This window comes from Oceanobacillus sp. GQ8 (genome assembly GCF_059758495.1).
Map to the genome: position 1 here is coordinate 372,217 of NZ_JCAXEV010000004.1, position 12,710 is coordinate 384,926.

Annotated in this window: 17 protein-coding genes; 5 read left to right on the forward strand and 12 right to left on the reverse strand. The window is 38.0% G+C overall.

What is annotated here, in order from left to right:
* Window positions 1-57 precede the first annotated feature (57 nt).
* Entirely contained in the window at window positions 58-1,149 is a 1,092-nt protein-coding gene (locus AC6CHS_RS14300; RefSeq protein WP_498237085.1) for a branched-chain amino acid aminotransferase, read from the forward strand.
* Between the two features lie 337 nt (window positions 1,150-1,486).
* On the opposite strand, the gene AC6CHS_RS14305 is transcribed toward AC6CHS_RS14300, so the two are convergent.
* The 6 genes from AC6CHS_RS14305 to csaA all read right to left on the reverse strand — a co-directional run bounded on the left by AC6CHS_RS14305 (window position 1,487) and on the right by csaA (window position 6,286).
* On the reverse strand, window positions 1,487-2,857 hold the full coding sequence (locus AC6CHS_RS14305; RefSeq protein ID WP_498237087.1) for an FAD-binding oxidoreductase: 1,371 nt from the start codon (window positions 2,855-2,857) through the stop codon (window positions 1,487-1,489).
* Window positions 2,858-2,962: 105 nt separating this feature from the next.
* On the reverse strand, window positions 2,963-3,391 hold the full coding sequence (locus AC6CHS_RS14310; protein WP_498237089.1) for an RDD family protein: 429 nt from the start codon (window positions 3,389-3,391) through the stop codon (window positions 2,963-2,965).
* 33 nt (window positions 3,392-3,424) lie between these two features.
* The gene (locus AC6CHS_RS14315; protein WP_498237090.1) at window positions 3,425-3,640 is read right to left on the reverse strand and encodes a YdbC family protein; all 216 of its coding nucleotides are present in this window, start codon (window positions 3,638-3,640) and stop codon (window positions 3,425-3,427) included.
* A gap of 421 nt (window positions 3,641-4,061) precedes the next feature.
* Window positions 4,062-5,009 carry a DUF4349 domain-containing protein gene (locus AC6CHS_RS14320; protein WP_498237092.1) on the reverse strand — a complete coding sequence of 316 codons (948 nt, stop codon included), beginning with the start codon at window positions 5,007-5,009 and terminating at the stop codon, window positions 4,062-4,064.
* 252 nt (window positions 5,010-5,261) lie between these two features.
* Complete coding sequence (locus tag AC6CHS_RS14325) at window positions 5,262-5,957, reverse strand: Dph6-related ATP pyrophosphatase (protein WP_498237094.1); 696 nt, start codon at window positions 5,955-5,957, stop codon at window positions 5,262-5,264.
* Window positions 5,957-6,286: a chaperone CsaA gene (gene csaA, locus AC6CHS_RS14330; protein WP_106896151.1), complete on the reverse strand. Its 330-nt coding sequence runs from the start codon at window positions 6,284-6,286 to the stop codon at window positions 5,957-5,959. Before csaA ends, AC6CHS_RS14325 begins: the two co-directional genes overlap by 1 nt.
* Before the next feature lie 335 nt (window positions 6,287-6,621).
* Between csaA and fbpA the strand changes: the two genes are divergently transcribed.
* Both fbpA and AC6CHS_RS14340 read left to right on the forward strand, forming a co-directional pair.
* Window positions 6,622-6,780, forward strand: a complete 159-nt coding sequence (gene fbpA, locus AC6CHS_RS14335; protein ID WP_081779371.1) for a Fur-regulated basic protein FbpA — start codon at window positions 6,622-6,624, stop codon at window positions 6,778-6,780.
* 157 nt (window positions 6,781-6,937) lie between these two features.
* Window positions 6,938-7,243 (forward strand): MerR family transcriptional regulator, encoded by a 306-nt coding sequence (locus tag AC6CHS_RS14340; protein WP_498237095.1) that lies wholly within the window; start codon window positions 6,938-6,940, stop codon window positions 7,241-7,243.
* A 129-nt stretch (window positions 7,244-7,372) separates the two neighbouring features.
* On the opposite strand, the gene AC6CHS_RS14345 is transcribed toward AC6CHS_RS14340, so the two are convergent.
* Window positions 7,373-8,806, reverse strand: a complete 1,434-nt coding sequence (locus AC6CHS_RS14345; protein ID WP_498237096.1) for an MDR family MFS transporter — start codon at window positions 8,804-8,806, stop codon at window positions 7,373-7,375.
* 432 nt (window positions 8,807-9,238) lie between these two features.
* Window positions 9,239-9,970, reverse strand: coding sequence for a hypothetical protein (locus tag AC6CHS_RS14350; protein WP_498237098.1), 732 nt, complete (start codon window positions 9,968-9,970; stop codon window positions 9,239-9,241).
* 274 nt (window positions 9,971-10,244) lie between these two features.
* On the opposite strand from AC6CHS_RS14350, the gene AC6CHS_RS14355 reads away from it, so the two are divergent.
* Window positions 10,245-10,655 (forward strand): DUF6376 family protein, encoded by a 411-nt coding sequence (locus AC6CHS_RS14355; protein WP_498237100.1) that lies wholly within the window; start codon window positions 10,245-10,247, stop codon window positions 10,653-10,655.
* Window positions 10,656-10,810: 155 nt separating this feature from the next.
* A complete protein-coding gene (locus AC6CHS_RS14360; protein WP_498237102.1) occupies window positions 10,811-10,960 on the forward strand; it encodes a hypothetical protein in 150 nt (49 codons plus the stop codon).
* A gap of 177 nt (window positions 10,961-11,137) precedes the next feature.
* On the opposite strand, the gene fosB is transcribed toward AC6CHS_RS14360, so the two are convergent.
* The 4 genes from fosB to yxzF all read right to left on the reverse strand — a co-directional run bounded on the left by fosB (window position 11,138) and on the right by yxzF (window position 12,574).
* Window positions 11,138-11,557, reverse strand: coding sequence for a metallothiol transferase FosB (gene fosB, locus AC6CHS_RS14365; protein WP_498237104.1), 420 nt, complete (start codon window positions 11,555-11,557; stop codon window positions 11,138-11,140).
* A gap of 46 nt (window positions 11,558-11,603) precedes the next feature.
* A complete protein-coding gene (locus tag AC6CHS_RS14370) occupies window positions 11,604-11,906 on the reverse strand; it encodes a phosphotransferase family protein (protein WP_498237358.1) in 303 nt (100 codons plus the stop codon).
* A gap of 75 nt (window positions 11,907-11,981) precedes the next feature.
* Complete coding sequence (locus AC6CHS_RS14375; protein WP_498237106.1) at window positions 11,982-12,365, reverse strand: phosphotransferase; 384 nt, start codon at window positions 12,363-12,365, stop codon at window positions 11,982-11,984.
* Between the two features lie 107 nt (window positions 12,366-12,472).
* Window positions 12,473-12,574: a small protein YxzF gene (yxzF, locus tag AC6CHS_RS14380; RefSeq protein ID WP_498237107.1), complete on the reverse strand. Its 102-nt coding sequence runs from the start codon at window positions 12,572-12,574 to the stop codon at window positions 12,473-12,475.
* Between the last annotated feature and the right edge of the window lie 136 nt (window positions 12,575-12,710).

The window sequence follows — 12,710 nt, forward strand, 5'->3', positions numbered from 1 at the left end:
TATCCTGAATATGGCTTATTATTGAAATTAAAATTTTCACCACAAGGGGATAGTGACATGGAAGAATGGACAGTCGAAGTACATCAGAGCAAAACAAAGAAAAATAAGCCGAAAACAGATCAATTAGAGTTTGGAAGACTCTTCACAGATCACATGTTTATCATGGATTATTCAGAACCTGTTGGTTGGCATGATCCACGTATTGTGCCATATGAGCCATTAACAATTGATCCTTCAGCAATGACCTTTCATTATGGGCAATCTGTGTTTGAAGGCTTAAAAGCCTACTATACGCCAGAGGGAGATATTCAGCTTTTTCGGCCTGACAAGAATTTACAACGGCTAAACCGTTCCAATGATCGTCTCTGCATCCCACCAGTAGATGAAGCATTTGTGTTAGACGCTATTAAGCAACTTGTATTTCTTGATCGTGAATGGATTCCAACATCAGATGGAACCTCTCTTTACATCAGACCATTTATCATCTCAACAGAACCGTTTATCGGGGTAGCTCCATCTCATCAATACAAACTAATTGTCATTCTTTCACCAGTTGGTGCGTATTACAAAGAAGGCATAAACCCTGTTAAAATCGCTGTGGAAAACCAATATGTGCGCGCTGTTAAAGGAGGCACAGGTGAGGCGAAGACAGGTGGCAATTATGCAGCTAGCCTGAAAGCACAGGAGTTGTGTGCACAAAAGGGATTCACACAGGTGCTTTGGCTTGATGGTGTGGAGAAAAAGTACATTGAAGAAGTTGGAAGCATGAATGTATTCTTCAAGGTGAATGGAGAAGTCATTACCCCTGAATTGAACGGAAGTATCCTTGAAGGTGTTACACGAAATTCTGTAATTCAATTATTAAAGCATTGGGATATCCCAGTAATTGAGAAGAAAATTTCTCTTGATGAACTACATGAGGCATATCTGAACGGAACATTAGAGGAAGCCTTTGGCACAGGAACAGCAGCAGTAATCTCACCAATTGGCCAGCTTAGCTGGGATGATAAGGATCTCTTTATCAATGGAGGGAACACTGGCAAGGTTGCAAAATCACTTTATGAAACGTTAACAGGTATCCAATATGGCCGTGAACACGATCCTTTCGGCTGGGTCGAAAAAGTTAACGAAACAAGTGCAGTAAAATAATAACTTTAAAAGGCTGATACAGATTAGTTTCTGTATCAGCCTTTTTTTACTAATATAGCGATATTTCAGTTGATGCGTAGCTAGCGCTTTTTGTTAATTGCGGCACTAGTTTGGTTGATACGCTCCATGACTCGGTTGATTGAAGTGTGAAGTTGGTTGATTCACACTCGGACTTGGTCGATTGAGACGCAGAGTTGGTTGATTCACACTCGAACTTGGTCGATTGAGGCGTGAAATTGGTTGATTCACTCCATAACTTGGTTGATTGGAACCCGAAGTTGGTTGGTTCACCCAAAGACTAAAAGTTGTGCAAGCCTCACTGCCAACTTCATAGAAACTATGACTTAATGTCTACCACTTTCCCCGGATTAAAAAGCCCCTTCGGATCGATTGTTGCCTTGATGGCCTGCATTACATCAAGTGCTCCACCATGCTCTTGACGCTGATATTTTTGTTTGCCAATTCCAACGCCATGCTCCCCGGTACACGTCCCTCCTCTTGTAAGTGCATATTGAACAATACGCTCATTTACTATATTCGCCTTTTTTATATCCTCTGGATTCTCTGTATCTACCATTAGAAGGATGTGATAGTTTCCATCACCTACATGTCCGACAATTCCGCCTAATAGACCTGATGAATCAACTGCATCTCTGGCATCCTTTATCGCGCCTGCTAATTCGGATATAGGTAAACAAACATCCGTAACCATTTGCTTTTTCCCGGGATTTCCGTGAAGGTATGCATAGGCTGCATTATGTCTGGCTTCCCAAAGTCGATTTCTGCCTGCTGTGTCTGACTCAAATGCAAACTCTCTACAATTACAATCTTCTATAATTTCCTTCGTGAAAACAACATCCTGTTCTAAACCGGTTTCATTTCCATGAAACTCAAAAAACAAGGTTGGTACCTCTTTATAGTCCGTGTCACTAAATGCATTGATTTGCCGCATTGATTGTTCATCTACCAATTCGACTCTCGCTACAGGGATACCAGCTTGCAGAACACTAATCACTGCTTCCACAGCATGTTCGATTGTATCAAATGCTGCTCTACCCGCCATATTATGTTCAGGTATTCCATGTACTTTTAACGTCAGTTCAGTAAAGCAGCCTAATGTGCCCTCTGAACCAACAAATAACCCATTCAAATGATAGCCGGAAGATGATTTAGCAGCCAAATTCCCGGTATGAATCACGCTCCCATTTGGAAGCACGACTTCTAAGTCACGTACATTATCCCGCATAATTCCATATTTCACAGAGGTTGTACCACTTGCATTGGTTGCTGCCATGCCTCCGAGCGTTGCATCCGCCCCAGGATCCACAGGGAAAAACAAGCCATATTTACGCAACTCTTTTTCCAATTGTGTTCTTGTCACGCCAGGCTGTATTCTCACAAGAAAGTCCTCTGGTCGCACTTCAATTATTTTATTCATCAATGTAAAATCAATCATGATTCCACCATTATGTGGAATCATACTACCTTCTAAACTAGTCCCAAGACCATAAGAAACAACAGGAACTTCCCATTCGTCCGCCAATTTAACAATTTGGCTCACTTCCTCTGTATTCTCTGGAAAGAGAACTACATCCGGTAGATGGGGCGTATGATACGACTCATCCGAACTATGTTGCTGCAAAATTGTTTCATTTGTTGATACTCTTTCAGTAGGAATTATCTCCTTAAGCGCTTCCAAAAACCCCATTTGCCCATCACTCCTATAAACATAAACTTAATAATCGAATAATTGTTACTATTTCTCAGTGTACCATAATACATCAGAAATGAAAAAAGCCCCCAACAGGAGACTTTACTCATTTCGGTATACAACACGTGTTTTGCAAATCATATCATGTAATGCTTTCTTCTCTTCATTCCACCCTGCTATCATAAAACCTATTAATAATGGCAAGGCAGAAATAACATAGCTAAAAAATCGACCGATGGACTTCAACATACTTATTTTGCTTCCGTCCACATTTACCACTTTAATTCTACATGCCAATTTTCCTGGTGATCCCATAAACTTACTCGCAGTAAATATAATGATAAAAATAATCGAATAGAAAAGATTGGCCACAGACTCTGAAGTTGAATCCATGTCATTGTTCCAGTAATCCCAAAAGCTCTCTTCTCCTATCAATACTGCAACAATTGCTGCAAGCATAAGTATAAGCACACCATCAATTAGATTAGCTAGAAATCTTATCCAGAAACCCGCTGGCTTATTTGAAATCATCCTACCACTCCCTATTAAAATCTAATTATATTATTATCTTATTTCTAAAGCCTTCTTTAAAGAAGTAAGTTCTTCCTCTGTTAGTGTCACGCCTTTCCCCATCTTTTCTTTGGCTGGAGACCAATCTCTTATGTCATATTTAGGGTCCCTTCCGTTCCAACTAATTAGATTTAATTCCTTCGTCCAACCCTTTGGGGATTCGGATAAGACGGCAATCGTTTCCACTATTTCAAATTTCAATTCTGCCATTTTGTTCCACCCTTTCTATATTGGTAAACATCAACTATGTTTACTTCCATTCCTTTATGTACTTTCTTGTAGTCTGCTTCAGCATTTAGTAGTGATTATAATCCTAACACAAAAAGTCATCCCAAGAATACTGTAAGGGCATCCATTGGAAGGCCATTTCCTTTCTTTGCTAAACAGAAACTATAGCTCTGAGATTTTATAAAATGAGTGTGGGTATAGTAAATTTTAGAAGCATATTCCAATTCTCTTAGGGGATTAGTATAACTGTTCTCTAAGCTTATTTATCGCTTAAAGGCTTTTTATATTTACATAAAGAAAAAACTACTACTTAGAAACGAAAGTAGTAGTTTTTCCTTTAAAGAATTTCATACAAAACCGGCTACAAAATGAAGCTTATAACTCGATATTTTGGCAAAGCATATTAGACCAAGTTACCTTTATCCTCTTTTTTAATTGTGCTCCTCTTTCTTTTTACTACTAACCAAACTACCAATGCAATAACCCCTAACGGAATTAGGATTGGCAGATTCCCTGCTATGAAGACAAACAATCCAGATAGCACCGCTAAAATCGTATTAATGCTTTTTAAAAATTGCTGTTTGGTTTTTTCCCATGTGTTCAGATCATCTTCACTCATGCCCGTAATGTTAACGTTATTTTCTTCTATGTCGATTTGTACCGTAGCAAGGTCAGCTTTGTTTTGCAAATAATTCATCCTACCTGTAACCTGTTCAATTTCTTCTTGTACTTTGGCTAAATCGCTGGAGATGGTGAGTAAGTCCTCTGTTTTTTCCGCTTTTTCCATAAAGGATAAAAGCCGTTCTTCTACAACTCGCTTCGATTTTAAGCGTGATTCCAAATCAACGTATTCTTCTGTTACATCCTGACCAGAGACATTGCTTTCAAGCAGCTTTCCAGCTCCTTCCTCCACAAGCTGAATAAACTCCTGAAATCGCTCTTGTGGAATGCGTGCTGTAATATGACCACTAGTCGAACTTTCTTCCGAAGAACCAAAGGTAGAGGAATCTACAATATACCCATTAAAGTCAGCCACTTGGGACTCTATTTCATCTACAGCTTGTTGATATTTTTTTACTTCTAGCCTTAAATTAGCTGTATAAATGATTTTCCTTTCTTCTACCTCTACTTCTTTCGTTTCAACTTCCACTGCCTCTTGTCCACCTGATTCCGTTGACTCATTGTTTTCTGTCTCAGAAAATTCGGTACCTTGTTTTTCTGCTTCATCCATCGATTCCTCTACAGAATCCATTGCAATATCTTCACTTGATTCCCCAATATTTTCTTGCTCATTACTACACGCTGTTAAAAATACCATTACCCATAGCAAAAACCAAATCGCCTTCTTCACTCCTAATCCCCCCATTCCAATAAGTATGCTTTTCTACTTAGTCGGAATCACAAGCAAAAGGTTACAACTATGTTACAAAAAGATTGAGCATTACAGCCACAGTATATAAAAGACTCATAATTAAAAAGACAGTAAAAAATACCGTAAACGGCTTTGGTAGCCTTTTGTGAGAAAAAATAATAAACAAACCGATAAACAGATGTATAACTAAAAACCAGCCTAAACTCATTAAAAAACCCTTTCTATTACAGATCACGATTTCAATATAATTTCTGCATGCGCAAATTTTCCTTCAAACGTTTGGAAATGTGCCCCTTTTGTAATTGGTAAGCCGTTTTGGAAGTTGGGTCCATCATAGACAAATGTATGAAACTCCCCATTCTCCCCACAAGGATCTACTTGTACTGATAGGTCTTCTAGAAACTGATAGTTGAACATTCGTCCCGCCGTATTTGCTGGCAATACTTCTGTATCAACAGTTGTTACGATAGCCTTAAATCCATCTTCAATAAATTGCCCTGCAACACTTGCTGTATCTTCCTCCCACAAGGGAAATACTCCCTTCATCCCGTGCTGCTTAAGAAGCCGCTCTCGATATGACTTTATATCCTCAAGAAATAGATCAGCATAGGCAATTGCCCTTATCCCCTCACTAATGAACTTTTCAAACTGCTCTCCCATAATCCTCTCATACGCTTTATTTGTCACGCTGTTAGGCATCTCTATTCCATATAGTGGGAGGTTTAAGGAAGAAGCTTGGGCATAAAGCATTTCCTTTAACACTTCATGTATTGGAAGTCTGCCACTTTTCTCAGAATAAGTGGACAACAAGCCTACCACTCTAAAATCAGACGACTGTTGTAATGTATGTAAAGCAATTGCGCTGTCTTTTCCCCCACTCCAAGAAACAATAACATCCTGTACAGTCCGTTCCTTGTCTTTTCTCATTAGGAAACCTTCGTACCATTTGGGAGCGTTTCATCAGGACGCAGTAAGACGACATCCCCATCCTCTGGTACTCCTCCCAAAACTAGAACCTCCGATTTATAACCGGCAACCCGCATTGGTGGAAAATTAACCACTGCCGTTACCTGTCGACCTACAAGTTCTTGTGGGTCATAACGTCTTGTTATTTGTGCGGAGGATTGTTTTATGCCAAGCTCACCAAAGTCTACTTCCAATTTAATCGCCGGCTTTCGCGCTTCCGTGAAAGTTTCTGCTTTTACAACTGTTCCAATCCTTACATCTAATTTTATGAAATCATCTATTGTTGCCATCAATTAAACCTCCTAAAAATTATTCTCCCTTACTACTTCTAGATATCATTGGCAAATTCCTACCTCAGCGCACATTCAAACTGTTACTTCATATCATACAATGATTGTGTCCCCCGTTAAATAGTAATACAAATTTCCTAATGAGGAGAAAAGCTAACATCTATTTACCTGTTTTTTGAATTCTTTGTTAGATATTCTTACACGTTAAATGACATTTTTAGAGATCTAGCCTAATCTTGGTATACCCTACTTAATTAAATTTAATTTGAGTAGTCGCTATTATGAGTTTAACGGTCATGTAAAACGAATCATTCTACTCATGGAGGTGTCAAACAATGCTCATGAAAAATCAGCTACGTGAGGCTGTTGAAGAAGTGAAGCAGTATTACATCCAAAAACTAGTAGAAATAGATGCATTTAAAAATAAGAAAAAAGCTCCCTCAGCACACACACTAAGCGAACTAGAAAAAATGTATAAGTATTACCAGCGATAAACGTACGAGATGCTACCTATTCAAGGTAGTTTCTCGTACATTTTACGCTATGGCAGTAAATTATTATCTTATGTAAGTTTTCCTAACACACTTAACTTAAAAGCAGTAGAAAAACCAGTTGAATCATGTATACTATGAAACAGGGGAGGTTTACACCTTGGCTACGTATAAAGACAAAAAGGTAATCACCATCGGGATTGTAAATGAATTAACCGGATTATCTGAGCGTAAAATACGCTATTACGAGGAGCGGGGACTAATTTTCCCTGATAGAACAAAGCGGGGAACAAGGAAATATTCCTTTGCTGATATAGAAATCCTCATGAAAATTGCCGACAAACGCGAGGAAGGCGTACAAACAAGTGAAATTAAAAAAGACATGATGCGGGAGAAAAGAAAAAAAGACTTGCGGGAGGAAATGCTTCGCGGTCAAATAAATGCCCATTTCAACCGGCAAAAATGACCTCACACTCTCTCCGCAAGTAGTTTTTTTACACCTTCTGTGGACACATACTTACCACGAGGCATACAGTAAAAAACTCTCTTCGCCTACATATTCCCTTCTTACTAGCTTAATAAAAAATGTAACACGTCAGCTTCCTATTTTAATCTTCTTCCCTTCTCCTTCAGGCCGAGATCCTTTAAGGAAAAAGGATAGAACAAGTCCGATAATCGCTGTTATCCCTGCCACGACAAAGGATACATTAACTCCATGAATCATGCCACTAACACCTTGTTCAGGCAATGCTGTTGTGGTCATCACTGTAACAAGTAGTGCAGTGCCAACCGCACCAGATACTTGTCTCATTGTATTGTTCATCGCAGTACCATGCGGAATCAAGTTTGAAGGAAGCTGATTTAAGCCAGCAGTTGTTACAGGCATCATTACCATGGCAACCCCAATCATCCTAAACACATTGACAACTGATAGATACAAGAAAGTAGTCTGTGCATCCAAGTTTGTAAACATAAAGGTCGTAATTACGAGGATGGATAGTCCAATAATCGCGAGCCATCTTGCACCAAATTTATCAAAAATACGACCAGTTATGGGGTTCATGATTCCCATTAGTAGCGCACCTGGTAATAGCATAAGACCAGATTCAAAAGCTGTAAATCCTAGCATAGTCTGCATTAGTAATGGTAAGATTACCGCTCCACCGATCATGGCCACAAATACAACCATGCCCAGAATCGTTGTGAGAGTGAAAATTTTATATTTGAAGATGCGGAATTCTAGAATAGGCTTCTCTAGCTTTAACTGTCTTCGAATAAACCAAACTAAAGCCACTGCTCCGACAATCATCGATACGACAACCTGGATACTTCCCCAGCCACTATTACCTGCAGTACTAAATCCAAATAGCAATCCACCAAATCCAAGTGTTGAGAGGATGATAGATAATATATCTAATTTAGGGAAAGTCTGTTTTGTAATGTTCTTTAGAATAAAGTATGCAACGATAATATCAACTATCACAATTGGTAAGATAACATAAAACAGGCTTCTCCATGGGAAGTGTTCTACAAGCCATCCTGATAGAGTCGGGCCAATAGCAGGAGCGAATGCAATAATTAGGCCAAACATACCCATGGCGGCTCCACGTTTTTCAAGCGGGAAGATCAAAAACAATATGGTCTGCATTAAAGGCATAATAATCCCTGCGCCTGCTGCTTGTGCAACTCTTCCTACCATCAAAAAACCGAAATTTGGAGCAACAGCACAAATGACTGTGCCTAATGCAAATACTCCCATTGCTGTAAGAAATAATCCTCTTGTCGTAAAACGTTCAATTAAAAATGCTGTAATAGGGATCATAATACCGTTTACAAGCATAAAAATAGATTGCAGCCACTGTGCTGTGTTTGCGTTTAGTTCTAAATCTTCCATTATGTGCGGAAGCGCCGTAGCAAGTAAAGTTTGATTTAAAATAGCTACGAATGCTCCCGAGATCAGCACAATCAGCAAAGGTACCTTATTAAAAGATTCCCCAGGCGGCTGATTTGTTCCTTGGTCGTTTACCATAAGCTATTCCTTCTTTCTATAATATATCTCCTAAAAGGCTTCTATCCTCTTTCATACCGCTGTAAACGCACGAATCGTCTACAGAAAACGAGAATTGTAACATGACACATGTTAACACAGCCTTTGGAGAAGAAAAAACATTATGTTTACGATTGTGAAATTTTGGTTATATATATTTTATACTAGCATAAAATGTGAAGTCGGCTATCAATAGTGCGATTTATCCTATAAAACAACAAAGATTGGAGCAATAAAAATGAAGAAACGTTTAGCATTTGTACGAATTGGAGCCTTTTTTGTATTGGTCTCCATCATCGTAACCAACATCTAAGAAAACCTTAGGGTGCTTGCTTCGTACTCCTGCACCTTCTAGGTACGTATTATAGCAATAACTTGCAAAGCACCTTGTTCTATACAAGGTGCTTTGCAGTTTTAATGGTGGTACATGTCTGGCTTATCACCAAAAGGGAAAAGCTTGCGCTCCTTAGCCTCCGCAGCATGGTCGGAAATAATCTCCTGAAGCAGCTGCTCTGCAGTTTTATCTTTAACATCTAAATTTAGTTCTTTTGCTGTATCATAAATTTTTTGTTTCCTTATTTCGTTCTTTATTTCATGTGTGTCCTTATTCTCTGTTTGAATTCCTAATTCTGTTGCTTCATTTTTGACAGATTGAGAAAAAACGGCTTTCTTCAGCTCTTTTATTTCTTTCCCCTCTGTTTCGATACCTAGTTTTTCTGCTTTTTTCACCAGCATTTCTTTATATACTTCTTTTGCAAGCTCTTTTGCTTCTTTTCCATCCGTCTCAATATTTAGTTCTTTTGCTTTATCCATAACCTTTTGGTGGTGTATTTCATTTTTAAGCTCTTTAATTCCCTTTCCTTCTATACTAATACCCATTTCTTCAGCCATGGTTGAGATTCTCTTCTCAAAGACCTCTTTTGCAAGCTGTTGAAGCTCTTTCTCCTCTGTTTCGATACCAAGTTCTTTCGCTTCGATTAATATTAGCGGTTTGTATTTTTCTAGGCTTTCCTTATCGTGATGATCCTTCTTTACCTCCATATTCCACACTTCACTGTCATGGTACGAAGCAGAAGCTGGAGCAGCTAACCAAGTTAGCGCAACCATAATAGCAACTGTAAATAGAGCAAATAATCTTTTTCTCATCTGTATCCATCCTCATCTTATTTTGGAGTTAAAACCTTAAAAATAGTGTTCCCACTCCTTGTAAAATAATGAATGAAAGACGTCATTTCCGATTATAGTTAAACGCTTTACCTTATAAATGCTTGAATACAAATCGATTCGATCGTTCTTTTTATTCGACTTATGATTATATTAACTGAAACATTTTTTATACACCTACGTATTAAAGTTAGCTAGTGTGTAAGTAATGTAACGAATTGCAATTTTTGCCTCTACAGGCGAAAGGAGAAAAAACATGAAAAGGCTTGTGGTTATACCCATATTGGCAGTATGTATCATACTTTCTGGTTGTTCTTTTCTAGAAGAGACCAATGATTCAATTAATTACGTGTCAGAAGCGACGGATTATATAAACGATTTAAGTAGCTTTGTAGAAGAATCCACTTCACTTGAAGGAGAAGAACTCGCTAACCGAGTGCAAACACTCCAAACAACCATTGAAGATTTTATACGTTTAGAAGCCCCCGGGTTTGCCGAAGACATTCATCAAGAGCTGAAAAATAAAAGTGAAACGCTGCTAACTGCTACAAACGAGCTCTTAAATAATGGCGAGGTTGCAATTGAACAGCTTCAAGATTCCCACGTTTATCAAACAATCGAGAATATTACCGGATTGATGAATCAAATAGAAAACCTGGGCCTTTAATTAATTTACCACTTCTTATAAAAAGAAGTGGTTTTCTATTTTATACTACTTTATGCTTATTTTCCCCTTAGAACATTATGAATCTGGATTTTCATCATTGTATTTCATAAAACATGGGAGTATAATGATTTCACAATAGAAGGGAGCAAAGAATAATGAGAAAGATTGTAAGAGGAATTACTAAATTCTTCGTAGCTAACCTGACTGTTGCTTTCGTTATGATGCTTTTACCTGTGTTTTTAATTACAGATAATGTGGAAGCATTTGAAGCGATTATGGATTACTTATTCAACAACAAAAGTTAAAAACAGAAAACTCGCATTCGCTTGTTAGCGAATGTGCAAGCTTTTCCTATTCCTAGGAACTCATCATAAACTTCGCTGAATCTTAACCATAACTAAGATTAACCACACCTTCCTAACGTGGGATAAAAGCGCAGGACTTCAATGAATGATTTTGAAAGAAGTCCCGCACTTCATTTTTTAAAAAAACTCCATATGCGATTTTTCCTCTCTGTAATAATCCATGCGATCTTCCAAATTTCCTGTATGAAACTCAAATTTATGTCCATCAGGATCTGCAAAATAAATGGATTTTTTATCACGTTCGTCTCTTTCCCTACCTGATAGAATATTCACCTTTAACTCCTTCAGACGATTATAAAGAACTTCGTATTCCTCATCCACTATTGTAAAAGCTATATGTGTGTATGATTGTTGAATTTCATTACGAGGTATATCCTCTTCTACATTTAATGCCACCCATAATCCATCTAAATCAAAATACGCTGTGCTTCTTCCCTTCACAAGTAATTTAGCACCGAAAACTTTTTCGTAAAATGAAATAGATTTTTCTAGATTTGATACAGAAAAAAGCAAATGATTTATTTTTCCTAACTTCATTAAAATACCTCCTTCAATGTGTAACTCTAAACTCGTCGCTACATAGTTAATCAATCTTCATTTCCCTGACCAGTCTATCGTTGGCCCAATGTATGTACAAATTCAACTCGTCTCTTCCCTTACTATTACTGTAATACCCATCTAACCAAGCTTCTCTAAATCTTTTTACTAAAGCGTGATCTATCCCGAGATATTGTCTCGCTTCCTCTGCACTTAAAATAGAATATGTTCGGGCAAGATCATATCTATAATCGCCTGATGAAGCATTCATCCAATCAAGCACTCCTGTTATTCTACTATTTTCCGCAAGTACATTTAATGGATGGTAGTCCATGTGTAAAAAACAGATCTTCGTCTCATTGACTGAGCGTGCTTTTTCGTAGAGTTTCTTTTCTCTTTCTGATTTTGGATAAAGCCACTCTGATTACCCGATTTCAGATGGCATAACATCGTGTAACTGAAGCTGCATTCTTCCAAAATTCATTCCAAGCTCTATAGCATTTTCTGGGTACTCCAAAAGTTCTTCTAATACTGTTCTCCCTCTCCCCCAGTCCATCACCATGACAGCATATTTCTCCACTTTGCTTACCTGATGTACTAAAGGTACAGGGATGCCGTTCTTTTTCGCAATATTAATTACGTGCTCTTCCTGTTTGAACTGCTCTACTCTTTCATATGGAAGTATACGAACAGCATAACTCTTTTCATTCATGGTTTTAATTTTATAGACAACACTGTCTCTTCCACCTATTATTTTTTTAAAATCTGCAATAGTGCCGATGGTTAGTCGCTCCAGAATTTCTTCCAAACTTTTTCCACCTCCGATCTTCCTACTGTATTCCATTTCAACAATATCCCTTCATTTTCCTTCCTACAAAAAAAGCTGGCTTTTCGCCAGCTATCCTATACCTTCTATCATCTTTTGTATGACTTGCCTTTTCGTTTATTCATATATTTTCTTACCATCGGATAAATAATTGGTCCGTACTTAACAAGCTTACGAATTAAACCTTTCATATACAGCCTCCATTATTAAGTATTCTATCCTTTATAATTCCTTCTTTCGAACAAACCTAAACCAAATAAAATGCTTCAAACAGAAGAATAAAGTCGAATTCCGCAAACCAAATACACTTTTTTATAACAAGAGTAC